This is a genomic window from Klebsiella aerogenes KCTC 2190 (assembly GCF_000215745.1).
GTDB lineage: Bacteria > Pseudomonadota > Gammaproteobacteria > Enterobacterales > Enterobacteriaceae > Klebsiella > Klebsiella aerogenes.
The window spans coordinates 2,363,911-2,388,907 of sequence record NC_015663.1; the positions used below are offsets into that span (position 1 = coordinate 2,363,911).

20 protein-coding genes are annotated in these 24,997 nt (G+C 57.5%); 6 read left to right on the top strand and 14 right to left on the bottom strand.

Going from position 1 to position 24,997, the window contains the following annotated elements:
- Positions 1-38: 38 nt before the first annotated feature.
- Entirely contained in the window at positions 39-578 is a 540-nt protein-coding gene (citX, locus tag EAE_RS11280) for a citrate lyase holo-[acyl-carrier protein] synthase (RefSeq protein ID WP_015368283.1), read from the top strand.
- Positions 579-639: 61 nt separating this feature from the next.
- Here the strand turns inward: citX and rluA are convergent, their stop codons facing one another.
- The 6 genes from rluA to araB form a co-directional block, all read right to left on the bottom strand.
- Entirely contained in the window at positions 640-1,299 is a 660-nt protein-coding gene (gene rluA / locus EAE_RS11285) for a bifunctional tRNA pseudouridine(32) synthase/23S rRNA pseudouridine(746) synthase RluA (RefSeq protein ID WP_002888348.1), read from the bottom strand.
- A 12-nt stretch (positions 1,300-1,311) separates the two neighbouring features.
- Entirely contained in the window at positions 1,312-4,218 is a 2,907-nt protein-coding gene (gene rapA, locus EAE_RS11290) for an RNA polymerase-associated protein RapA (protein ID WP_015704377.1), read from the bottom strand.
- 131 nt (positions 4,219-4,349) lie between these two features.
- On the bottom strand, positions 4,350-6,707 hold the full coding sequence (gene polB, locus EAE_RS11295; RefSeq protein ID WP_015704378.1) for a DNA polymerase II: 2,358 nt from the start codon (positions 6,705-6,707) through the stop codon (positions 4,350-4,352).
- Positions 6,708-6,786: 79 nt separating this feature from the next.
- Positions 6,787-7,482: an L-ribulose-5-phosphate 4-epimerase gene (gene araD, locus EAE_RS11300; protein ID WP_015704379.1), complete on the bottom strand. Its 696-nt coding sequence runs from the start codon at positions 7,480-7,482 to the stop codon at positions 6,787-6,789.
- A gap of 53 nt (positions 7,483-7,535) precedes the next feature.
- Positions 7,536-9,038, bottom strand: a complete 1,503-nt coding sequence (araA, locus tag EAE_RS11305) for an L-arabinose isomerase (protein ID WP_015368279.1) — start codon at positions 9,036-9,038, stop codon at positions 7,536-7,538.
- Positions 9,039-9,048: 10 nt separating this feature from the next.
- The gene (gene araB / locus EAE_RS11310; protein WP_015704380.1) at positions 9,049-10,758 is read right to left on the bottom strand and encodes a ribulokinase; all 1,710 of its coding nucleotides are present in this window, start codon (positions 10,756-10,758) and stop codon (positions 9,049-9,051) included.
- A gap of 334 nt (positions 10,759-11,092) precedes the next feature.
- On the opposite strand from araB, the gene araC reads away from it, so the two are divergent.
- Positions 11,093-11,938 carry an arabinose operon transcriptional regulator AraC gene (araC, locus tag EAE_RS11315; protein ID WP_015368277.1) on the top strand — a complete coding sequence of 282 codons (846 nt, stop codon included), beginning with the start codon at positions 11,093-11,095 and terminating at the stop codon, positions 11,936-11,938.
- 128 nt (positions 11,939-12,066) lie between these two features.
- Positions 12,067-12,834, top strand: a complete 768-nt coding sequence (locus tag EAE_RS11320; protein WP_015368276.1) for a DedA family protein — start codon at positions 12,067-12,069, stop codon at positions 12,832-12,834.
- On the opposite strand, the gene thiQ is transcribed toward EAE_RS11320, so the two are convergent.
- From thiQ to sgrR, 4 genes are all read right to left on the bottom strand, one after another.
- The gene (gene thiQ, locus EAE_RS11325; RefSeq protein ID WP_015704381.1) at positions 12,821-13,522 is read right to left on the bottom strand and encodes a thiamine ABC transporter ATP-binding protein ThiQ; all 702 of its coding nucleotides are present in this window, start codon (positions 13,520-13,522) and stop codon (positions 12,821-12,823) included. The two genes, EAE_RS11320 and thiQ, sit on opposite strands and share 14 nt — an antisense overlap.
- The gene (gene thiP, locus EAE_RS11330; protein WP_015704382.1) at positions 13,506-15,116 is read right to left on the bottom strand and encodes a thiamine/thiamine pyrophosphate ABC transporter permease ThiP; all 1,611 of its coding nucleotides are present in this window, start codon (positions 15,114-15,116) and stop codon (positions 13,506-13,508) included. Before thiP ends, thiQ begins: the two co-directional genes overlap by 17 nt.
- Entirely contained in the window at positions 15,092-16,075 is a 984-nt protein-coding gene (gene thiB / locus EAE_RS11335; protein ID WP_045363426.1) for a thiamine ABC transporter substrate binding subunit, read from the bottom strand. The genes thiP and thiB overlap by 25 nt, the downstream gene beginning before the upstream one ends.
- A 288-nt stretch (positions 16,076-16,363) precedes the next feature.
- Positions 16,364-18,019: an HTH-type transcriptional regulator SgrR gene (gene sgrR, locus EAE_RS11340; RefSeq protein WP_015704384.1), complete on the bottom strand. Its 1,656-nt coding sequence runs from the start codon at positions 18,017-18,019 to the stop codon at positions 16,364-16,366.
- 87 nt (positions 18,020-18,106) lie between these two features.
- Here sgrR and sgrT point away from each other — a divergent pair, with 87 nt between their 5' ends.
- Positions 18,107-18,259, top strand: coding sequence for a glucose uptake inhibitor SgrT (gene sgrT, locus EAE_RS11345; protein ID WP_015704385.1), 153 nt, complete (start codon positions 18,107-18,109; stop codon positions 18,257-18,259).
- Between the two features lie 160 nt (positions 18,260-18,419).
- Positions 18,420-19,604 (top strand): sugar efflux transporter, encoded by a 1,185-nt coding sequence (locus EAE_RS11350; protein ID WP_015704386.1) that lies wholly within the window; start codon positions 18,420-18,422, stop codon positions 19,602-19,604.
- Between the two features lie 43 nt (positions 19,605-19,647).
- On the opposite strand, the gene EAE_RS11355 is transcribed toward EAE_RS11350, so the two are convergent.
- The gene (locus EAE_RS11355) at positions 19,648-20,958 is read right to left on the bottom strand and encodes an MFS transporter (protein ID WP_015704387.1); all 1,311 of its coding nucleotides are present in this window, start codon (positions 20,956-20,958) and stop codon (positions 19,648-19,650) included.
- A gap of 230 nt (positions 20,959-21,188) precedes the next feature.
- Here EAE_RS11355 and EAE_RS11360 point away from each other — a divergent pair, with 230 nt between their 5' ends.
- On the top strand, positions 21,189-22,085 hold the full coding sequence (locus EAE_RS11360; protein ID WP_015704388.1) for a LysR family transcriptional regulator: 897 nt from the start codon (positions 21,189-21,191) through the stop codon (positions 22,083-22,085).
- A gap of 37 nt (positions 22,086-22,122) precedes the next feature.
- Here the strand turns inward: EAE_RS11360 and aroD are convergent, their stop codons facing one another.
- Genes aroD through EAE_RS11375 form a run of 3 tightly spaced genes read right to left on the bottom strand, consistent with a single transcriptional unit; the run spans position 22,123 to position 24,997 of the window.
- Entirely contained in the window at positions 22,123-22,878 is a 756-nt protein-coding gene (gene aroD, locus EAE_RS11365; protein WP_015704389.1) for a type I 3-dehydroquinate dehydratase, read from the bottom strand.
- Between the two features lie 30 nt (positions 22,879-22,908).
- Entirely contained in the window at positions 22,909-24,123 is a 1,215-nt protein-coding gene (locus EAE_RS11370; protein ID WP_015704390.1) for an MFS transporter, read from the bottom strand.
- A 10-nt stretch (positions 24,124-24,133) separates the two neighbouring features.
- Positions 24,134-24,997, bottom strand: coding sequence for a shikimate dehydrogenase (locus tag EAE_RS11375; RefSeq protein ID WP_015704391.1), 864 nt, complete (start codon positions 24,995-24,997; stop codon positions 24,134-24,136).

A 24,997-nucleotide genomic window follows, 5' to 3' on the forward strand; every position in this document is an offset into this window, starting at 1 on the left:
CCCGAGCTGTCTTTTTGATCATTAAAGGAGAGGAAAGAATGTCAGTGCATACTCCCGCCCGGGCGGGCGTCAGCATGGAAAATCTGCTGGCGGCGAAAGAGCAGCGCGCAGCCCGTCAACAAGACTGGCTCAACCATTATCAACAACCGGTCATTTCTCTCACCCTGGTAACGCCAGGGGCGGTAAAAGACAGTATTCGCTATCGCAATATGATGGGTGTTGCGCTGCAGGCCTGTGACCAACTTCTGTGGCAGCAGCGTTGGAAAACGCTCGACCGCCAGGTGTTGTGGCTGCCTACCGGCCCGGAAGCGATGTGGTGCGTTGAGCACTCCGCGGAAGAGATCAAAGCGCTATGCAGCGAACTGGAACAGAATCATCCGCTGGGTCGCCTGTGGGATATCGATGTCATTTGTCCGCAAGCGGGGCTGATTAGCCGCCAGGCGCAGGGCGAAGCGATGCGCCGCTGCCTGCTGTGCGATGAACCGGCCCACGCCTGCGCGCGCAGCCGTCGTCACGACACCGGGCTGGTGGTCGCTCGCGTTGAACAGATGATTGATGCGTGGTTTGCCCGCGATTAATCGCGTTAGCGTTAGCGATTTCCCCGGCGGCGTAGCGCAACCGGGGCGTCCGGATAATGACTTAAAAGTCGATCGGCGCGCGGAAGGTCATCGCGTTGCCGTAGGCGGGATGGGTGATGGTTAACGTTTCTGCATGCAGTAGCAGGCGCGGGGCCATCGCCAGCGCCTCCGGCGTGGCGTAAAAGCGGTCGCCGAGGATCGGATGCCCTAACGCCAGCATATGCACGCGAAGCTGATGCGAGCGCCCGGTAATCGGCTTCAGGCGCACGCGGGCGGTGTTGTCCTCCGCGTACTCCAGCACTTCATATTCGGTTTGCGCCGCTTTGCCGGTTTCATAACACACCTTCTGCTTTGGCCGGTTCGGCCAGTCGCAAATTAGCGGTAAATCCACCAGACCTTCCGCAGGCTGCGGATGACCCCAGACGCGGGCGACGTACTGCTTTTTCGGCTCGCGCTCGCGGAACTGACGCTTGAGTTCACGCTCGGCGGCCTTATTCAGCGCCACCACAATCACGCCGCTGGTAGCCATATCCAGGCGATGCACCGATTCGGCCTGCGGGAAATCGCGCTGGATACGCGTCATCACGCTATCCTTATGCTCCTCCAGCCTGCCGGGCACGGACAACAAGCCGCTCGGCTTGTTGACCACCATAATGTGCTCATCCTGATACAGAATCACCAGCCAGGGATCCTGCGGCGGATTGTAGTTTTCCATCGCCATTTTCGCGTTCCGTTACTGGTGAGTGACGACGATCAGACGCAGCGCGTCCAGACGCCATCCGGCCTGCGCCAGTGCATCCATCACCTGCTGGCGGTTGCTTTCGATAGCCGCCAGTTCGTCGTCACGGATGTTCGGGTTCACCGCCTTCAGCGCTTCGAGACGCGACAGTTCCGCCGTCAGTTTATCATCGGCTTCGTTACGTGCCGCGTCGATCAGCGCCTGCGCCGCTTTGGCTATCTGCGCTTCGCCCTGCTGCAGAATCGCGTGAACGTCCTGCTGCACCGCGTTGACCAGTTTGCTACCGGTATGGCGGTTGACCGCGCTCAGCTGGCGGTTGAAGCTTTCGAACTCCACCTGCGCGGCGAGGTTGTTGCCGTTTTTATCCAGCAGCATGCGAACCGGGGTCGCCGGCAGGAAGCGGTTAAGCTGTAATTGTTTCGGCGCCTGCGCTTCGACGACGTAGATCAGCTCCAGCAGCAGCGTGCCGACCGGCAGCGCCTTGTTCTTCAGCAGCGAAATGGTGCTGCTGCCGGTATCGCCGGAGAGGATCAGATCCAGACCGTTGCGAATCAGCGGGTGTTCCCAGGTGATGAACTGCGCGTCTTCACGCGACAGCGCCACGTCACGCTCGAAGGTAATGGTGCAGCCATCTTCCGGCAGGCCCGGGAAATCCGGCACCAGCATATGATCGGATGGGGTCAGGACGATCAGGTTTTCGCCGCGGTCATCCTGGTTGATGCCGACGATATCGAACAGGTTCATCGAGAAGGCGATCAGGCTGGTATCGTCATCCTGCTCTTCGATGCTCTCCGCCAGAGCCTGCGCTTTTTCACCGCCGTTGGAGTGGATCTCCAGCAGACGGTCGCGGCCCTGTTCCAGCTGCGCTTTCAGCGCTTCATGCTGCTGGCGGCAGGATTTGATCAGATCGTCGAAGCCATCGGTGGATTCTGGCGCGGCAAGGTAGTTTATCAGCTCATCATGGACGCTGTCGTAGACGGTACGGCCGGTCGGGCAGGTATGTTCGAAGGCGTCGAGCCCTTCGTGATACCAGCGCACCAGCACCGACTGCGCGGTTTTTTCCAGATACGGCACGTGGATCTGGATATCGTGCGCCTGGCCGATACGGTCGAGACGGCCAATACGCTGCTCCAGCAGATCCGGGTTAAACGGCAGGTCGAACATCACCAGGTTGCTGGCGAACTGGAAGTTACGCCCTTCGGAGCCGATTTCGGAACACAGCAACACCTGCGCGCCGGTGTCTTCTTCGGCAAACCACGCCGCGGCGCGGTCGCGTTCGATAATCGACATCCCTTCATGGAATACCGCGGCGCGAATACCTTCGCGCTCGCGCAGTACCTGCTCCAGCTGCAGCGCGGTGGCGGCTTTGGCGCAAATCACCAGTACCTTCTGCGAACGGTGGCTGGTCAGGTAACCCATCAGCCATTCGACGCGCGGGTCGAAGTTCCACCAGGTGCCGGTATCGCCTTCAAATTCCTGATAGATCTGCTCCGGATAGAGCATATCGCGCGCGCGCTCTTCCGCGGTTTTGCGCGCGCCCATAATACCGGAGACCTTGATGGCCGTCTGGTACTGGGTCGGCAGCGGCAGGCGAATAGTGTGCAGCTCGCGTTTCGGGAAACCTTTCACGCCGTTACGGGTGTTACGGAACAGCACGCGGCTGGTGCCGTGGCGGTCCATCAGCATCGAAACCAGCTCCTGGCGCGCGGCCTGAGCATCTTCACGATCGCTGTTAGCGGCCTGCAGCAGCGGCTCGATATCCTGCTCGCCGATCAGATCGCCAAGGGTATTGAGTTCATTATCGTTGAGCTTGTTGCCCGCCAGCAGCAGGGCGACGGCGTCGGCGACCGGGCGATAGTTTTGTTGTTCTTCAACAAACTGTTCAAAATCGTGGAAGCGGTTTGGATCCAGCAGACGCAGGCGCGCAAAGTGGCTCTCCATGCCCAGCTGTTCCGGCGTCGCGGTCAACAACAGGATGCCCGGTACGCGTTCGGCCAGCTGTTCAATGGCCTGATATTCACGGCTCGGCGCCTCTTCGCTCCACACCAGGTGGTGCGCTTCATCGACCACCATCAGGTCCCACTCGGCGTCGCACAGGTGCTCCAGGCGCTGCTTGCTGCGGCGTACGAAGTCTAAGGAACAGATCACCAGCTGTTCGGTTTCGAACGGGTTGTAGGCGTCGTGCTGCGCTTCGGCATAGCGTTCGTCGTCAAACAGCGAGAAGCGCAGGTTGAAGCGGCGCAGCATTTCCACCAGCCACTGGTGCTGGAGGGTTTCCGGGACCACGATCAGCACGCGCTCGGCGGCGCCGGAGAGCAGCTGCTGGTGGAGGATCATCCCGGCTTCGATGGTTTTACCTAAGCCCACTTCATCGGCCAGCAGAACGCGCGGCGCGTGACGACGGCCTACGTCGTGGGCAATATTTAACTGGTGCGGGATCAGGCTGGTGCGCTGGCCGCGCAGGCCGCTCCACGGCATGCGGTACTGTTCGCTCTGGAACTTACGCGCGCGGTAGCGCAGGGCAAAGCGGTCCATCCGGTCGATTTGCCCGGCGAACAGGCGGTCCTGCGGCTTGCTGAAGGCGAGCTTACTATCGAGCAGGACTTCGCGCAGGGTAACATGTTCTTCTTGCGTATCCAGGCGGGTGCCGGTGTAGGACAGCAGCCCATTTTCTTCATTTACTTCGTCAACGTGGAGCTGCCAGCCTTCGTGGCTGGTAATGGTATCACCCGGGTTAAACATCACGCGGGTAATCGGGGAATCGTTGCGAGAGTACAGACGGTTTTCGCCGATGGCGGGGAAAAGGAGAGTGACCATGCGCGCATCCAGCGCTACCACTGTCCCTAGTCCTAGTTCGCTCTCTGTATCGCTAATCCAGCGTTGACCAAGTGTAAAAGGCATATGTGTTCGGCTCTTTGTTCTTTAATTGCAGGCAATAGTGCATCCTCAGCATAGTTACGCTGAGGAATCAAAATTGGGTCCAGGAATGGAAAGGGCGCTATGGTACTGGATGCCGCGGTGTTAGTCACCTGTCAAAATAGCCCCAGTTGCCCTGTCACTATTGTAGCAAAGTCGTCGTTGACGAAGGGAAGGATTCCTTCCGCCACCGGCTGCAATTGCTTTGACAGATAGTGATCGTAATCGAGCGGCGACTGCTGGTAATCCACCGGCTCCGGGCCGCCGGTAGTCCAGACATATTTAATGGTGCCGCGCTGCTGATACTGCTGCGCCCGTCCAAGCTTCACGTTGTGTTCATCCGCCAGTCTCGCGGCGCGCACGTGCGGCGGCACGTTGCGTTGATACTCCGCCAGCGGTCGGCGCAGGCGCTTGCGATAAACCAGCTGCTCATCGAGCTCGCCGCTCATCAGTCTGGCGATAGTCTCCCGCACATAATCCTGATACGGCTGATGGCGGAAGATGCGTAGATACAGCTCCTGTTGAAACTGCTGGGCCAGCGGCGTCCAGTCGGTGCGTACCGTCTCCAGCCCCTTGAACACCATGCGCTGAGCATCGCCTTCCTGAATCATCCCGGCATAACGTTTTTTACTGCCGGTATCGGCGCCGCGGATCGTCGGCATTAAAAAGCGGCAAAAGTGGGTTTCATACTCCAGCTCCAGCGCGCTGGTCAGTTGGCTTTTACCCAATTCCTGCGCCCACCAGTCGTTGACATAGGCAACCAGCTTGCGGCCGATTTCCGCTGCCTGCGCTTCGCTATGCGGGCGTTTGAGCCAGACGAAGGTGGAGTCGGTATCGCCGTAGATAACGTCATAGCCCTGGGCTTCAATCAGCGCTTTGGTCTGGCGCATGATCGCGTGGCCGCGCATGGTGATCGACGACGCCAGCCGTGGATCGAAAAAGCGGCAGGCGCTGGTCCCCAGCACGCCGTAAAAGGCGTTCATGATGATCTTCAGCGCCTGCGACAGCGGCTTATTATGCTGACGCTTGGCTTCATCGCGGCCGTGCCAGATCTGCCCGACGATGCCTGGCAGGCAGTGCTTTTCGCGCGAGAAGCGGGCGCCGAGAAATCCTTCGGTGCTGTGGCGGTCATCGGGCTGCGCCAGCCCTTCAACCAGGCCGACCGGATCGATTAAAAAGGTGCGGATGATCGACGGATACAGGCTTTTGTAGTCCAGCACCAGTACCGAGTCATACAGGCCGGGGCGGGAGTCCATGACGTAGCCGCCGGGACTGGCCTGCGGGGGAATTTCGCCGAGATTCGGCGCCACGTAGCCCAGCCGGTGCATGCGTGGGAAATAGAGATGGCTGAAGGCGGCGACCGATCCGCCGTGGCGATCGGCGGGCAGACCGTTGACCGTCGCCCGTTCGAGCAGAAACGGCATGATCTCCGTCTTGTGAAAGATCCGTGTCACCAGCTCGCAATCCTGTAGGTTATAGGTCGCCAGCGCCGGTTTATCTTCATGGAAGCGGCGATCGATTTCGTCCATCCGATCCCACGGATTGTCGATAGCTTTGCCTTCGCCCAACAGCTCACGGGCGACGGCCTCGAGTGAAAATGAGGAGAAGTTCCAGAACGCCGATTTTAGCGCTTCGATACCGTCGATAATCAGCCGGCCGTTGGCTTGGGCGAAAAAGACGCCGTTCTTAAAACCGTGCTCGCGCCACTCCAGCTCGCTATTGCCGCGGCCGAGCAGCAGCGGGATGCGGTAGCGCTCGGCGTGTTTTTGCAGGACCCGCAGATCGAACTGCACCACATTCCAGCCGATCAGCACGTCGGGATCGTGTTCGGCAAACCAGGCGTTGAGCTTTTCCAGCAGCAGCGGGCGGCTGGCGACATAGACCAGGCTGAAGCCCACATCCGGCGGCGTGGCGGGCTCGGGGCCTAACATGTAGACCACCCGCTGGCCGCAGCCTTCCAGGCCGATGCAGTAGAGCTCGCCGTGGCGGCTGGTTTCGATATCCAGCGAGACCCATTTCAGCGGCGGGCGGTAATCCGGATTAGGTTTCATGCGCGCGTTAACCAGCTGCGAACCGCGCGTTTCGCCTTCTACCCACACCGGGGCGGTGATAAAGCGCTCCATCAGGTAGCGCTCCGGCGGGCGGATATCGCCTTCGTAAACGGTGACGCCGTTTTCACGCAGCTTTTTTTCCAGCCGCATCAGCTGGCGATGGCCGCGGCAGTACAGGCCGAAAACCGGCTGGCGATGGAAATCTATTAGCGCGAGCTGGGCCAGACGATAGCCGTTTTCACCCTGCAGCAGACGTTCAGCCTGCGAGCGCTGCGCTTCAGGAATAAACGCGACGGATTCCTGCGGCGGCAGCGTGACCAGCAGCGGGCCGTTATCGGTCGCCAGCCAGAAGGCCAGTTCCGTTCCCTGCGGGGTATCCCGCCAGTGACGGGTGAGTAAAAATCCTGCTTGCGGCTGCGTCACGCGTGCTCTCAACGATAAAAAACCAGGCCTGATTATAGCCTGGTTTCACGATGGGTGCTGGGGTTTTATACAGGGGTGATTACTGGCCGTAGTAGGCTTTGGCCCCGTGCTTACGCAGATAGTGCTTATCGAGCAGCGTCTGCTGCATATCCGGCAACTGCGGCGCCAGCTGGCGGCAGAAGATCCCCATATAGGCGATCTCCTCCAGCACGATGGCATTGTGTACCGCGTCTTCGGCGTTTTTACCCCAGGCAAACGGGCCGTGGGAATGCACCAGCACGCCGGGCATTTGCGCCGGATCGATTCCCTGCTGACGGAAGGTTGCGACAATCACATTGCCGGTTTCCCACTCATATTCGCCGTTGATCTCCGCATCGGTCATCAACCGGGTGCAGGGGACCGGGCCATAAAAATAGTCTGCGTGGGTGGTGCCGGTCGCCGGAATAGATTGTCCGGCCTGCGCCCAGATGGTGGCGTGGCGCGAATGGGTATGCACAATCCCGCCAAGCGTCGGAAACGCCTGGTAGAGCAGGCGATGGGTCGGCGTATCGGAAGAGGGCTTTTTGTTGCCTTCCACCACTTCACCGGTTTCCAGGCTGACGACGACCATGTCGTCAGCGGTCATCAGGCCGTAATCTACGCCGGAGGGTTTAATAACCAATACCCCTTTGTCACGATCGACGGCGCTGACGTTACCCCAGGTTAAGGTCACCAGATTATGCTGCGGTAGCGCTAAGTTGGCCTCCAGCACCTGGCGTTTGAGATCTTCTAACATCTTGTTCTCCCTGCCCGATGAGCGGATTGTCATCGGGCATTATGCTTGTGCGCTTAGCGTTTTGAACCGTAATAGACTTCATTCCAGCGCAGCGCGTCTTTGAACGACGGCAGGCGGGTGTCGTTGTCGATGACGGTCAGCTCAATATCCTGCAGCTCGGCAAACTGGCGCATATCGTCGAGGGTTAGCGCATGGCTGAAGACGGTATGGTGCGCGCCGCCGGCGATGATCCAGGCTTCCGAGGCGGTACGTAGATCCGGTTGCGCCTGCCACAACGCGTTGGCCACCGGCAGCTTCGGCAGATCGTGCGGCGTCGCGACGGTTTCGATGGTGTTGACCAGCAGGCGGAAGCGATCGCCTAAATCAATCAGGCTGGCGACGATCGCTGGGCCGGTTTGGGTGTTGAAGATCAGACGGGCCGGATCGGCCTTGCCGCCAATGCCCAGCGGCTGGACGTCGAGGATCGGCTTCTCGGCGGTAGCGATAGTTGGGCACACTTCCAGCATGTGCGAGCCCAGCACCAGATCGTTGCCGTTGTCGAAGTGATAGGTGTAATCCTCCATAAAAGAGGTGCCGCCCTGCAGACCGGTCGACATCACTTTCATGATGCGTAGCAGAGCGGCGGTTTTCCAGTCGCCTTCGCCGGCAAAGCCGTAGCCCTGTTGCATCAGGCGCTGTACGGCGAGACCCGGCAGCTGTTTCAGGCCGTGAAGGTCTTCAAAGGTGGTGGTAAAGGCGTGGAAACCGCCTTGCTCAAGGAAGCGTTTCATCCCCAGTTCGATGCGCGCGGCGTCCAGCACGTTCTGGCGCTTATCGCCGTGCACCTGCGCTGCTGGCGTCAGGCGGTAGCTGCTTTCGTATTCATCGACCAGCGCGTTGATATCGCCGTCGCTGATGCTATTCACCACCTGCACCAGATCGCCGACCGCCCAGGTGTTGACCGAGAAGCCGAACTTAATCTGCGCCGCCACTTTATCACCGTCGGTTACCGCCACTTCGCGCATGTTATCGCCAAAGCGGCACACTTTCAGATGACGGGTATCCTGCTTAGAAACCGCCTGGCGCATCCACGCGCCGATGCGCTGGTGCGCTTCTTTATCCTGCCAGTGGCCGGTGACGACGCTGTGCTGCTGACGCATGCGCGCGCCGATAAAGCCGAATTCGCGGCCGCCGTGCGCGGTCTGGTTGAGGTTCATAAAGTCCATATCAATGCTGTCCCATGGCAGGGAGGCGTTGAATTGGGTATGGAATTGCAGAAGCGGCTTGTTGAGGAGCGTCAGGCCGTTAATCCACATTTTCGCCGGCGAGAAGGTGTGCAGCCAGACCACTAATCCGGCGCATTTATCATCGTAGTTGGCGTCGCGGCAAATATGCGTGATTTCATCCGGCGTGGTGCCGAGCGGTTTCAGTACCAGCTTGCACGGCAGTTTTGCTTCCGCATTCAGGCTATTCACCACATGTTCGGCATGTTTCGTCACCTGGCGCAGGGTCTCCTGGCCATACAGGTGCTGGCTGCCAATTACGAACCATACTTCATAGTTATCAAAAATCGTCATTTTCGTATCCTTAATGGGTGAGCGCTGCCGGAGATTGCGGGGCGTTTTCCGCCTTTGCAGCCGAAGGGAGATAGTGTTGTTCCGCGCTAGCCGACCACTGCTGGTAGCGCTGATACAGTTGTTCGAAACGTTGCGCCTGTTGCGCGCGCGGCTGCAGGGTGTTTTCCACCTCGCTTGCCATGTTGCGCTGCGCGGCAGGGATATCCGGATAGACGCCCGCGGCGACGGCGGCGAAGATGGCGGCGCCCAACGCGCAGCATTGATCGGAGGCGACGATTTGCAGCGGGCGGTTCAGGACGTCGCAGCAGGCCTGCATGATGACCTGGTTCTTGCGCGCGATGCCGCCGAGCGCCATCACGTTATTCACCGGAATGCCCTGCCCGGTGAAGCACTCCATAATGGCGCGAGCGCCGAAGGCGCTGGCGGCAATCAATCCGCCGAACAATGCCGGGGCGTCGGTGGCCAGATTTAAATCGGTAATGACACCTTTCAGCCGCTGGTTGGCGTTTGGCGTGCGGCGGCCGTTGAACCAGTCCAGCACCACCGGCAGGTGATCGAGGGAGGGATTATTGGCCCAGGCTTCGGTGAGCGCAGGCAGCAGCTGTTTTTGACTGGCTTTGATTGGCTCGCGCAATTCCGGGTGCTGTTGGGCCAGCTGTTCCAGCGGCCAGCCGAGAATGCGGCCAAACCAGGCATAGATATCGCCGAATGCCGACTGACCGGCCTCCATACCGATGAAATCCGGCACCACGCTGCCGTCCACCTGGCCGCAGATACCTTTCACCGTGCGGTTGCCCACGCTCTGTTTATCGGCGATCAGAATGTCGCAGGTGGAGGTGCCGATCACTTTAACCAACGCGTTAGGCTGCGCGCCGGCGCCGACCGCGCCCATATGGCAATCGAAGGCGCCGCCGGAAATGACCACCGTTTCCGGCAGACCGAGGCGCTGCGCCCATTCGGCGGTCAGGTTGCCGACGGGGAGATCCGCAGTCCAGGTGTCGCGGAACAGCGGCCAGGCAAGGTGGCGGTTAATAATCGGGTCGAGTTCGTCGAAGAAGCTGGCGGGCGGCAGTCCACCCCAGCTTTCGTGCCACAACGATTTGTGGCCGGCGCTACAGCGACCGCGACGGATATCCTGCGGACGGGTGGTGCCGGAAAGCAGGGCGGGTACCCAGTCACAAAGCTCAATCCACGACGCCGCGGCCTGTGCGACGGCGCTATCTTCGCGAGTGACGTGAAGGATCTTGGCCCAGAACCATTCGCTGGAGTAGATGCCGCCGATATAGCGCGAGTAGTCTTCTTTACCCGGCGCGTGGCACAGGCGGGTGATGGCCTCCGCCTCTTCCACCGCGGTGTGATCTTTCCACAGCACGAACATGGCATTCGGGTTGTCAGCGAATTCTTCGCGCAGCGCCAGCACGTTTCCGTCCGCATCAATCGGCGCCGGGGTTGAGCCGGTGCTGTCGACGCCGATACCGACCACCATCGCCCGTTGTTCAGCGCTTAATGCCGCCAGGACGCTTTTCAGCGCTGATTCCATGGATTCAATGTAATCACGCGGGTGATGGCGGAAGCGGTTATTCGGCCCATCGCAGAACAGCCCTTCCTGCCAGCGTGGATACCACTCTACGCTCGCGGCCAGTTCCGCGCCGGTAGCGCATTCCACCGCCAGCGCGCGTACTGAGTCACTACCAAAATCGAGGCCAATCGCAATTGCCATCTTGTTACTCCATGCTGAAATCATTCATGCAGCAACAGTAGATATCCCCGGCTAAATCCGTCAGGCCGTATTCGCTAATCTTATGGATTATATTGCTGTCACCTTGCAAAGTGTGACGCCGTGCAAATATTCGATGTGGACTTTCCTGCCGTATTTATAGACACTTTTGTTATGCGCTGGATCAACGCGGAATGCGTGCTGGTAGCGCTTTTTTCGCTAGCCGTGCGGGTTTTTGTCTAAATTCCCACCGGTATCGCAGTCGAAACGGCGTGGATGGCGATAAAATGATGAATATGGACAATTGGTGTCAAAAAACTCGTGGAGAACGACGCTTATGGCCGAAACGCAAAACGATCCGCTGCTGCCGGGCTACTCCTTTAATGCCCATCTGGTCACCGGCCTGACGCCGATTGAGGCGCAGGGATATCTCGATTTCTTTATCGACCGCCCGCTGGGCATGAAAGGCTATATTCTCAACCTGACGATCCGCGGCGAGGGGGTGATCAACAACCACGGCGAACAGTTCGTCTGTCGCCCCGGCGATATGCTGCTGTTTCCGCCGGGGGAGATTCACCACTATGGCCGCCATCCCGACGCCAGCGAGTGGTATCACCAGTGGGTCTATTTCCGCCCACGCGCCTACTGGCATGAATGGCTCAACTGGCCGACGATCTTCGCCCATACCGGTTTTTTCCGCCCGGATGAGCAATGGCAGGCGCGGTTTGGCGAACTGTTCGGGCAGATCGTTGACGCCGGGCAGGGGGCGGGGCGCTATTCCGAACTGCTGGCGATTAACCTGCTGGAACAGTTGCTACTGCGGCGCATGGAGGCGATTAACGAATCGCTGCATCCGCCGCTGGATAACCGGGTGCGCGACGCCTGTCAGTACATCAGCGACCATCTGGCGGACAGCCATTTCGATATCGCCAGCGTCGCCCAGCACGTCTGTTTGTCGCCTTCTCGTTTGTCGCATCTGTTTCGCCAGCAGTTGGGGATAAGCGTACTTGGCTGGCGGGAAGACCAGCGAATTAGCCAGGCCAAACTGCTGTTGAGTACCACCCGGATGCCGATTGCCAGCGTCGGCCGCAACGTTGGCTTCGAAGATCAGCTCTATTTTTCGCGAGTCTTTAAAAAATGCACCGGCGCCAGCCCCAGTGAATTCCGCGCAGGATGTGAATAAAAAGTAAAGAAAGTGAAATGATGACCCGCTTAAATGTCACAGCCAGTAAACTATTAAGACAATTGGTGGCTTGACGACGACGTGACGGCTCCGGAGAATCCGGGCTTCGTTTTTTAACCGGGTACATTATGCAGGCATTGCTGGAACACTTTATCACCCAATCCACGGTCTACTCGTTGATAGCCGTGATGCTGGTGGCATTTCTTGAGTCGCTAGCGCTGGTGGGGCTTATCTTACCCGGCACGGTCATGATGGCTGGTCTGGGGGCGCTTATCGGCAGCGGCGAAGTTAACTTCTGGCAGGCGTGGCTGGCGGGGATTGTCGGCTGCCTGTTGGGAGACTGGATCTCATTCTGGCTCGGCTGGCGCTTTAAAAAGCCGTTACACCGCTGGTCGTTTATGAAAAAAAATCGCGCGTTGCTGGAGAAAACCGAACACGCGCTGCACCAGCACAGCATGGTGACGATTCTGATTGGCCGCTTTGTCGGACCGACGCGGCCATTGGTGCCGATGGTCGCCGGGATGCTCGACCTGCCGGTAGCGAAGTTCGTGCTGCCGAATATTATTGGCTGCCTGCTCTGGCCGCCGCTCTATTTCCTCCCCGGCATTCTGGCGGGGGCGGCGATAGATATTCCTGCCGATGAAAACAGCGCCAGCTTCAAGTGGCTGCTACTGGGCGCGGCGCTGCTGGCGTGGCTGGCGGGCTGGCTGTGCTGGCGGCTGTGGCGGAGCGCGAAAACTTCCGGAGATCGTCTGACCCGTTGGTTACCGCGTGGACGCCTGCTGTGGCTGACGCCGTTGATGGTGACGCTGGCGGTAGCGGCGCTAACGTTTGTCTTCCGCCATCCCCTGATGCCGGTCTACCTTGAGATACTGCATAAGGTCATTTCGCGCTAATTCCCAACAGCGCCGAGGCGCTGCTGTTGCCGCTTAGCAGGTCGTCAGTGGCGCCGTCCCAGGCAATGCGCCCTTCGGCGACCACGATGGAGCGAGGCGCAATGCGCGCCGCATCCTCCACGCTGTGCGATACCATTAACAGCGTCAACTGCTGCCGCTGACAGACATCGGCGACCAGCGTTAGCATCTCCTGGCGCAGCGCCGGATCGAGCGCCGAGAAGGGTTCATCAAGCAGCAGCACCGGCTGTTGGCGTACCAGACAGCGGGCCAGCGCCGCCCGCTGCCGCTGGCCGCCGGATAGCTCGCCAGGCAGGCGATCCAGCAGCGTATCCATTCCCATCTGTCCGGCTATCGCCGTGACCTGTGCGCGCTGCTCGCGGTTCAGCTTCAGGCCGGGGTGAATGCCGAGGCCAATATTCTGCCGGACGGTGAGATGGTTAAACAGGTTGTTCTCCTGAAACAGCATAGAAACCGGACGCTGTGCCGGCGGCGTGGCGTTATGCTTCTCGCCGTCGATCAGCAGGCTACCGCTGGCGGGGGGCAGAAACCCGGCAATCAGATTCAGCAGCGTGCTCTTTCCGGCGCCGCTGGGACCGAGCACGGCGATGCGCTCTCCGCACTCGACGCTGAGCGTAAAGCGCATCGGCAAGTGCTGATACAGCCAGGTGACATCATTGAGTTTTAGCATCGCGTCCCGGTAGTTTCTCGATCAAAGTAAAAAGGATAAAGCACAGCAACAGGAGCAGGAGCGCGGTGACCGCGCCGTCCTGGCTGCGGTAGGAGCCGATCTGCTGATACAGATAGAACGGCAGCGTGCGGAAAGATTCATTGCCGAATAGCGCCACCACGCCGAAGTCGCCGATTGACAGCACGCAGGCGAAAGCCAGGGCCTGCGCCAGCGGCCGTTTCAGCGCCCGCACCTCCACCACCCGCAGCCGGTTAAAACCTTGTAGCCCCAACGACTGACACAAAGCGCCATAGCGGGCGGCAATATCGCGCATTGGATTTTCCAGCACTTTCAGGGCATAGGGGATAGCCATCAGCGCGTTGGTAAAGATGACAATCCCGTCGGCGGATTCCGGCAGGCCGACGCTGTTATTGAGCAGCAGGAAGAAACCGGTCGCCAGCACAATCCCCGGCATGGCGAGGATGAGCATACCGCTGAGCTCCAGCGTCTGCCCGGCCAGCGGCAGGTTGCGGGCACGCAGTTCGCGACTGCTCCACAGCAGCATCATGGTCAGAATGACGCTGAGCACACCGGCGGCGAGGGCGATACGCAGCGAGGTCCACAGCGCCTGCCATAGTGCGGCTTGGCCCAGCACCTTCGGCAGATTGACGTTGAGACCATCGACGATCACCGCCAGTAGCGGCGGAAGCAGCAGCAGCAGAGCGAGCGCGATTAGCGCGTAATCACACAGGCGACTATGCAGACGGTCGTCGGGGTCGCGCCAGCCTTGTAACTGACTGGCGCCGATAGCCACGGCTTTGCTCAGGCGCTGGCTCAGCAGCACCAGCCCAAGGCAGCAGATCATTTGAATAATCGCTAACAGCGCCGCCCGTGCCGGGTCGTAATCAAAGCTCAGCGCCTGATAGATAGCCAGCTCAATGGTGGTGGCCCGCGGCCCGCCGCCTAGTGACAGCACGGTGGCAAAACTTGCGAAGCACAGCATAAAGATCAGCGCGGCCACCGGTGGGATCTGTCGACGCAGCCACGGCCATTCCACAAGACGGAAGAAGACGAAACCGCGCATGCCGAGCTGAGCGGCGATTTGCCGCTGTTCGCCGGGGATGTTTTCCAGCGCCTGCAGCAGCAGGCGGGTCGCCATTGGCATATTAAAGAACACATGGGCCAGCAGGATGCCCTGTAAGCCATACGGCGAGAAATCCCACTGCCAGCCGAGCGCGTGGAACAGCGCGGCGAGCCACCCCTGGCGGCCATAGACGCTGAGGATGCCGAACACCGCCACCAGTACCGGCAGGATCAACGTCATCGCGCACAGGCGCAGCAGCAGCGTGCGCCCCGGAAAGCGGCGGCGATACAGGGCGCGGGCGAGGAATATCGCCGGCACTACCGAAAATAGCGCCGACAAAAACGCCTGCCAGAAAGAGAAGCGTACGACGTGCCAGAGATAGCTATCGCTGAGGATCGTCTGCCAGGGCGCCAGCGGCGCCTCCAGCCACAGCGCCAGAAACGCCGCCAGCGCTACGATGACCAGTAAGCAGGCCGCGGCGCCGCCGGGGATCAGCCAGCCGAAACTTAGCGGCTGACGGCGCGTTGCCATGAACCGATCCAGTTTTGACGTTCAGCGGCGACCTGCTGCGGGGTGAACTGCAGCGTGGTTTGCGGTTTGGTTAGCGTATTGAAGCCGGCCGGCAGCGCCACCTGGGTCACCGGGTACATCCAGTTGCCGGTGGGGATGGCGTTCTGGAAGCCTGGCGAGACCATAAATTTCAGGAACTTCTCAGCCAGTTCCGGCTGCTTGCTGGCGGCGGTACGCGCGGCGACTTCAACCTGCAGATAGTGGCCTTCGGTAAAGTCCGCCGCGGCATAATTATCTTTTTTCTCTTCGATGAGGTGATAAGCCGGCGAGGTGGTATAGCTCAACACCAGGTCGCTTTCGCCTTTCAGGAACAGGCCGTAGGCTTCGCTCCAGCCCTTGGTGACGGTGACGGTTTTGGCCGCCAGCTTCTGCCAGGCTTCCGGCGCCTTATCGCCATACACCTTTTGCATCCACAGCAGCAGGCCGAGCCCCGGCGTACTGGTGCGCGGGTCTTCGTAAATCACGCGCCATTTCTGCGGGCTCTCGACCAGCTCTTTCAGGCTTTTCGGCGGATTTTTCAGCTTGTTTTTGTCATACACGAAGGCGAAGTAGCCGTAGTCGTAAGGTACAAAAGTGTCATTATCCCAGCCGCCGGGTACGGTGACTGCGCTGGCCGGCACGCCGCTTTTGGCAAACAGTTTGCTCTGCGCCGCCGCTGCCAGCAAATTGTTATCAAGGCCGAGCACGACATCGGCTTTGCTGTTTTTGCCTTCCATTCGCAGCCGGTTAAGCAGCGAGACGCCATCTTCGAGGGCGACATATTTCAGTTCGCAGCCGCAATCGGCCTCAAAGGCCTTTTTCACCGCCGGGCCAGGACCCCAGTCGGCGGAGAATGAATCGTAGGTGTAAACGGTCAGGACCGGTTTAGCAAAGACCGGGGCGGCGACCAGCGCCAGCAGGGGAAGCAGTTTTTTCAACACTTTGCACCTCAGTATATGGGGAGGCAAAGGATTTTGAGTAGGCCTCAAATCCCTTCGCCGGCGTTATCCGGATCAGGTTCGACGGGTATTTTCTCAGCCCATACGCTTCATCCTTCAAGCCGCATCTGGGTTAGCTTCGCGCGTTCACCCCAGTCACATAGTTATCTATGCTCCAGGGGATTCACCCGCTTGCTGCCTTGATGCAACTTGAATGATATTGCGTATGTTTATTAGCACCCCGTTGAGAACGGCGATAGTGTAATGATTTTGTTAGATGACGCAAAGCATTCAGGGCTCCGGCGGGGCGAACCACGCCGATTTAAAGTCGAACCAGCCGAGGGTGTTCATGCGCACGCCGCGCATACTGCGCTGGCCCTGAATCATTAGCCAGTGGTGGATCAGCGGTACAATATGCTGCTTCTCCAGCAGTTGCTGGCTCCAGGTCGCCGGGTTGAACTCGCCTGCGCGCCAGCGGTTGGCGTCTGCCTCCCAGTCGATGGGAATGCAGTGATGCATCAGCGGCACTTCATATAAATAGGCGAACAGGGAAAAATCGATCGGCAACGTGAAATTGACGCTGTTGAGCCAGATATCGCTCACCGTTTCGCCGCGATGCCAGTCGTCGTACTCCAGCTCCTGAATGTTCAGCCTCACCTGATGTTCCGCCAGCAGCGCCCGCATGATCCCGCCAATGACCCGATGTTCCACATGATCGCGATAGTAGGTGAGGGTAACTGACTCCAGGCCGGCTGGTTTATCGCAGGCGTGACTGCGGGCGTGGTGCCAGCGCGGCAGCAAGCCGTAGGCCGGGAACCAGTTGCCTTGATAGTGCTCGCCGGCGTGATACAGCAGGTTGGCGGGCTGGAACAGATAACTTAACCAGCGGCGCACGTCATCATTGCCGCCCAGCGGGCTTCGACTATCAAAGAGCAGGTAATAGCACCCCTCTTCCAGGCGGCTCTCTACGGCTTTTTCGCTCTCGGTATTGCCCTGCAGGGTTAAGCCGCCGTTGGGTTCTTCGCTAATTTCCGGCAGCACCCAGACGTTAACCTCATCGATCAGCGCCCGATAGCCGAAGTACTCTTCGAAGGCATGGATTTTCAACTGATTTTGATTATTGCGCGCGACCGCGTAAGGGCCGGTACCGATAGGCATACTGGAAAAGTTCTCCATCGTCCGCCATTCCTGCGGCAGCGCCATCGCCGGGACCTGGCCTAACAGCCAGGGCAGCCAACGATCCGGCTGGCTAAGGTGAATATCCAGCGTCCAGGCGGTCGGCGAGACGATGCGCTCGATATGGGAAAATAGCGGCAGTTCGCTGCTGCGCTGTAGCGAGGAGATAACGTCGGCCATCTCCAGCTCCCGGCCATGATGGAAATGAATGCCGGGACGCAGGAAAAAGCGCCAGTGGTTAGGCGAAATTTGCTGCCAGTGGTGGGCGATATCGGCCTCCAGTTCCCCATTTTCCTCATTTACCCGCGTCAGCGCGCTAAAAATTTGCCGTGCGATGTGGGTCTCCGAACGGCGCAACGCGCTGCCGGGCAGCAGATTCTTCATCGGCCGATAGTAGAGCACGCGCAGGATGTGGCGCCCCTGGCGGAAGCTGCGGCCAAGATGGGAGATCAACATCTGTCTGACCGCGGTTTTATCGCCAACCAGTTGCACCAGCTGATCGATGCGATCCTGCTCCAGTAGATCCTCGGCGCGCTGCTGCTGCAGCGCCAGACCGGTATAAAGGAAGGTCAGTCGGGAACGCTTGCCGCGCCCGGCTTCGGATTCCCAGGCAAGCCAGCCGCGCGCTTCCATCAGATTAAGCAAGGTGCGCATATGGCGGCGCGAACAGCTGAGCATTTCCGCCAGTTCGTTGAGGGTGGTCTGCTGCGACCTGCCGTCGCAGCATTGCCACAGGCGGATGAACTGTTGTTGCAGACGACTGGAAGGCATAAAAGAGGAACTCCTGACGAAAACTCAGCAATTTATCAGTTCCTATATTAAGCCAATAATGGACCTCGATGAAGTAAGGAGATGAATATGACGAGGTCAACCACTAAGCAGTTCTATCAACGGTACTTTTCTGCGACGCAGGGAGCGTCCTGGCTGGCCCGCCAGTTAGCAGGTAGGCAGCAGAAAATGCTGGAGGAATTGATGCAGTGGGGAGTTACGTCGCCGACCTCCGATCGTTGACTTGCCGACATCATGTGTGACTGAGTATTGGTGTTATACTCGCCATCTTCAGGCTGCAAGCGCATTGGCTGCAACTCGAAATCCAGAGTATTGAATCACCCGCCAGCAGATTGCTTCTGCTGGCTTTTTTCGTTTACTTCGCGTGTGTTAAGGATATTTCATGCTGTGGTTGATGACGATGGGGCGACGGCTAAACGGCGTCTACGCCGCCTTTATGCTGGTGGCTTTTATGATGGGGGTGGCCGGGGCGCTGCAGGCGCCGACGCTTAGCCTGTTTCTCAGCCGCGAAGTCGGCGCGCAGCCGTTCTGGGTTGGCCTGTTTTATACGGTGAATGCGATTGCCGGTATCCTGGTGAGCCTGGCGCTGGCCAAACGATCCGATAGCCGCGGCGATCGTCGGCGGTTAATTATGTTCTGCTGCCTGATGGCAGTGGGTAACGCGCTGCTGTTCGCTTTCAACCGCCATTATCTGACGCTTATTACCTGCGGTGTCATGCTGGCTTCGGTCGCTAATGCGGCAATGCCGCAGCTGTTTGCCCTCGCCCGCGAATACGCCGATAGCTCTGCCCGCGAAGTGGTGATGTTCAGCTCGGTGATGCGCGCCCAGCTGTCGCTGGCGTGGGTCATTGGCCCACCGCTGGCTTTTATGCTGGCGTTGAATTATGGCTTTACGACCATGTTCTCCATTGCCGCCGGGATTTTTGTCATCAGCCTGGCGCTGATTGCCTTTAAGCTGCCTTCGGTGGCGCGAGTGACGCAACTGCAGGAAGGCAGCAGCCTGCCGGAGCTGGAAGGCGGCTGGCGCGATAAAAACGTGCGCATGCTGTTTATCGCTTCTACGCTGATGTGGACCTGCAACACGATGTATATCATCGATATGCCGTTGTGGATCAGTAGCGATCTTGGCCTGCCGGATAGTCTGGCGGGGATACTGATGGGCACGGCTGCCGGTCTTGAAATTCCGGCGATGATCCTGGCCGGCTACTACGTTAAGCGTTGGGGTAAACGCAAAATGATGGTGGCGGCAGTCGCCGCCGGCGTGCTGTTCTATGTGGGGCTGATTATGTTCCATGGCCGCACGGCGCTGCTGGCGCTGCAGCTATTCAATGCTATTTTCATCGGTATTATCGCCGGGATCGGCATGTTGTGGTTCCAGGATCTGATGCCGGGGCGCGCCGGGGCGGCGACCACGCTGTTTACCAATAGTATCTCCACCGGAGTTATTCTGGCCGGAGTGATTCAGGGAGCGCTGTCGCAAAGCTATGGTCACGGTAGTGTGTACTGGACAATCGCGGCGATTTCTCTGCTGACGCTGTTTTTGACCAGCCGGGTTAAAGATATTTAAGTCATCTCCCGCGCCGGCCATGCTGGCCCGGCGCGGGATAGCGTTACTTCAGTACGATTCGCTTGATGTCGCCGATAATAAAGATGTAGGCAATCACCCCGATCAGCGCGGTCACGCCAACGTAAATGAGGGCGTAAAAGAAGTTACCGGTGGCTGATATAATCACGCCAATGATGAGTGGCGCAATAATTGATGCCAGGTTGGCGCAGAAGTTAAATATACCGCCGGTCAATCCAGCCATATTATCCGGGGCAATATCAGATATTAACGTCCAGCCCAGACCGACCATTCCCTGACCAAAGAAAGCGATCGACATAATAATAATCACCGTCGAATTCGCGCTGACCCAATTGGCGGCGATAATGCAGCTGGAAAGGAGTAATCCAGAAATTATTGGAAGTTTTCGGCTTATATTTGCCGAGCCGGTACGCTTAAGTAGCCTGTCGGAAAGCCAGCCGCCGAAGATGATGCCAACCGCGGCGGCCAGGAAGGGCCAGGTGGCGAAAAAACCTACATGAAGCCACGGTAGATGGCGTTCGTTGGCCAGATAGGTTGGAAACCAGGTGAGGAAAAAGACCAGCGTGGTGTTACCGGCAAACTGCCCCAGGCTGGCGCCGATAATTTGTCGGCAGCACACTAGCCGCCTGGCATCACGCCAGTTAAATGGAATGTTTTCACTCTTATTGGCAATCTGGTTGGCGCCAATATAATCCAGTTCTGCTTTATTTGCTGTTTTCGATTCATGTGGCTCATGATAAAAACGCCACCATACGAAAGTGAATAAAATTCCAAGCCCGCCGGTCAGAAAAAATAAGGTGCGCCAGCCGTGGTGTTCGAGGATTAAAAATAACAATGGCGAGAAGGCGGCTAACCCAATGTATTCACCAACCGTATAAGTTGCGGTAGCCCTGGCCCGTTCATGCTGGGGAAACCATTTGCTGACGATGCGGCTATTGGCCGGAAAGCAGGGGGCTTCACTGACGCCCAGGCCCAGACGCAAAAGGAGCAAAGATTTCAGCCCCAGAGAGAAGCTTTGCAGCAGCGTAAACAGAGACCAAAAGAAGATGGAGAGGGCGTAGGTCAATTTATTACCGAATCGGTCTAAAAACATGCCGCCAGGAATTTGCGCCAGCGCATAAGTCCAGGCAAAAGCGGAAAAAACAATGCCCATCATCGCCGGATCAATATGGATTTCAGTGGTTAATTTTGGAGCAACGATTCCAAGAATGGTACGATCGAGATAATTAATCATCGTACCCAGCGATAACAGCGATAAAATAAAAATACGCGTTCTGCTTCTTTTTAGCGTGCCGGGCGATGATGCCAGACTCCCTTGAGCGTCAGGTATGCACATAAAGATTTCCTTTAAAGTTTAAAATATTTTTGCATGTATTTATGCATGCAGAAATACTCTAAGGATTCATAGACTGGGTCTATGAATGGCAACGCTTTGTTACGCACAAAAGGAAATATCAAATAATATTTGATGTGAATCTGATATTGACTCGTTGTAGCGTATTATCAACCTGCCGCATGGTATATTAAACGCAGTGGTCTTATTCTTATATTATACGGACAAAAATAATGAACCTGAAGCAACTTTATTATTTTAAGCGATTGAGCGAGACGGAGCATTACACCGAAGCAGCATCCAGTCTGTTCATTACTCAACCCTCGCTAAGCCACGCCATATCTGAGCTGGAGAAGGAACTTGGCGTGGCGCTGTTCGCCAGAAAAGGACGCAACGTCAAAATTACGCAAAACGGTAAACGTTTTTTGCCCTATGTGGAGGATGCGCTCGCTTCTCTGGAGAACGGGCGTCTGACGCTGCAAAACAATGATAGTGAAAAGAAAGAGAATATTCGTATCGCCTTTATTTATACGATGGGTGAATCTGTTGTTCCGCAGTTAATTAATAAATACACTAATTCACCTTCCAGTCACAAGGTGACTTTTTCCTTTACGCAAGGCACTTCGCTTTCGTTATTACAAGCGTTAAAGGCAGGAAAAACCGATCTGGCGATTTGTTCATATATTGCCGATGAACCCGAAATCGACTTTATTCCTATTATTCAGCAGGAGTTGGTGGTGGTAACCGCGAAAGATCATCCGCTTGCCCGGCTGTATGATAATGAGGTCGATTTGGTTGAGACGATTCACTATCCCTATATCTATTTTTCAGAGAACAGCGGTCTGCGGCCTTTTATTGATAATGTCTTTATGCAACAAAAACTGGTACCGGATATCGCCTGCTACGTCGATGAAGATACTGCGATGGCGGGGCTGGTTAGCATCGACTATGGCATTGCGATTATGCCGAGGATCTCCGCACTGGCAAATTATAACGTGCGCATTCTGAAGATTAAAAATGCGATCCCACCTCGTTATATTTACCTCGCAACAATGAAGGAAAGGGTACTTTCCTCAGCGATTCAATCGTTTAAAAACGTCATCATTAACGATAGCCAGAGAATCAACTGAGCAAGCGCCCGGAGACTGGCTCCGGGCAGCCTGTTTATCAGGACAAAATGTCCATTAGTTCGCGCAGCTTAGCGATGGCTATTTGGCCCGGCGCGGAGGCCTGGCCGACGGTGCCAAAGGTCATCGCTGAACCGAACAAGCGACCGGTTACCCGGCTCACGCCGCCGGATTTGCCCATCGACATGGTGATCAGCGGGCGCGTCGCATACTTCTCTTTCATGGTCAGCGTCGCGGAAAGCAGAGTGAGAACGTCCTGAGGCGTCTGCGGCATCACCGCGATCTTCGGCAGATCGGCACCCAGATCCTGCATTCGACGCAGTCGATAGATGATATCTTCCTGCGCCGGTGTTTTATGGAAATCATGATTGCTCATGATCACTTTTACGCCGGCCTGATGGGCGTCGTTCACCAGCGCGCGAATTTGCGCTTCATCGTTAAACAACTCGATGTCGATAACATCGACTAATCCGCTTAGGGCCGCCTGGCGGTTAAGTTCAAAATACGCTTCGTCGCTGATTTCCGTTTCGCCGCCTTCTTTCTTACTGCGGAAGGTGAACAGCAGCGGGAGTGCTTTCAGGGTATGACGGATTTCCGCCAGTGCGGCCAGCACCTGGGGGATTTCCCGGACGTGAGTAAAATGGTCAACGCGCCATTCGATAATATCAGCGCCCGCGTCAACCAGGCCCTGAGCATTAGTCAGCAGTTCATCCAGCGTTTTTCCGATCAGCGGTACGCAAATTAAGGTTTCGCCTTCCTTGAAGGTGATGTTCTTTACGGTTACTGCAGTTGTCATGTAGGTATCCATTATTGTTGTCGTTGAACCTCAGGCGGTGACGGTGGTGCGAGACACTCTTTGCGCCGCGCGAGCCTGAAGTTGACGATAGCCGATGTACAGGGCGATCACAAAGCCGATGACGGCGATCAGGAAATCAAACCACATAATGCTGGCAATGCTAATCTGCGAAAGCTTTGCGGTGATAAGCGGGATCGTGAAGCTCGCGATGCTGCCTGCGGTGTAGAAGATCCCCGTTGCCTTGCCTTTGCCGTTCGGAAAGCTCATTGCCATGATGGTCGCCCCCAGCTGCAGTACCCCGCCGGCGGCGGAAAAGCCGATGACGAAGGCAAAACCGGTAACCATCACCGGTGTCGGGAATAAGCACACTAACAGCAGTGAGACCATCGACAGACAGGTGTAGATGATCATGGCTACCGCGGAACTGAACACCTCTTTGACGAAGGCGGCGGTCACGAAGACGCAGACCAGTGAACCGACGGTATAGATACTCAGCAGCTTGATCGCCGAGGCATAAGGCATACCGACCACGAACTGGCCATATTGCGCCAGCCACTGGCTTACCAGGTAAAAGGTCGCCATGCCGATATAGCCGTACAGGGTAAAGATTACCATGTCCAGTTTGTTGGCTTGCGGTTTAGCGGAAGCCGCTGCCTGCGCCGCTGGGATCTCTTCTTTTTTGGCCGCCTGGCTATCGGGGAACGGCATCTTGAGCAGATAGATTGCGCTCAAGATAAACAGAGCCGCCGCAATCACAAACGACCAGCCAAACCACAGATTTGCCCATATTAGCAGGCTGATAATGAACGGCAGCAGGAACTGCCCTGCGGAAACGAAAGCTTTGATGAGCACGTTAGCGCGGCTGGCGGAGTGCGGGAAAGACTCCATCAGCGCCGGATAGGTTCCGGAGTCGAGGAAGCTGTTCGCCAGACCAGCCATGATGCCGAACACGTAGGCCAGATAGATATTTTTGGTCAGCAGAATGCCGACGAAGAAGATCAGATAACTCAGGATCCCTAGATAGATAAAAGGCTTACGACCAAAGCGATCCGACAAAAAGCCGGTCACGATCGTCGCCAGCTTACCGATACCTAATGAGGAGATAACGATCGATACGCCAGCAGCGTCTGTTCCCCACTGTTCCTGAAGATGGGCCATGTTGAGGGTGATTAACAGCACCCCCATGCCGTGGATCAGGTAGTTGAGATACAGCCCTGCCGCAGTAGGGATGTATTTATTTTTCATCTCTGGCCTCTTAGAACAGAATGCTCTTGACGTATTCAACCGGCATCTCTTTGCCCGTCCAGATTTCGAACGCGCGCGCGCCTTGCCACAGCATCATTCCCAGGCCGTTGAGGGTCCGGCAGCCTTTTTTCTCCGCCACTTCCAGCAGATAGGTTTTACGCGGGTTATAGACGACGTCGGAGACAATCAGATCCGGGCGCAGGAAGCTGTCGTTTGGCAGCAGCATTTGGCCTTCGAAAGGCTTCATACCGACGCCGGTGGCGTTGGTGAGGATCACGCTGCTGTCGATTTCGGCGCGCAGCTTGTCATGATCGTCGAGATCGAAAAGGTGGATCTCGCAGTCGGTGTTATCGCGGATCTTGGCCACGGTCTGCTCGGCATTGGCGAAGAACTTGTCTTTGCGGTTGAAGATCGAGATGGCCTTCACGCCGTCGAGCGCGGCCTGTACGCTGATGGCGGTAGCCGCGCCGCCTGCGCCGAGGATGGTCATCTTTTTGCCGATGATATCGATACCAGCCTCCGACAGCGCGCGCATATAGCCGGTGCCGTCGGTAATGTGGCCGGTTAACACGCCATTATCGTTGACCACGGTATTGACCGCGCCGACCAGCTGCGCCGCCGGCGAGAGCTTATCGAGATACTGGCAAATTTCGGTTTTATTCGGCATTGAGACGTTGTAACCGCGCAGCTTCAGCGCGCGGAAACCCTGCACGACATCTTTTAGCTCCTGGTTATCGACTTCGAACGCCAGGTAGGCGTAATCCAGGCCAAGATGCGCAAAGGCTTCGTTGTGCATAGTCGGCGACATGCTATGACGAATCGGGGTAGCGATTAAGCCAATCAGTTCGGTATGACCGGTAAGACGTTCTGCCAT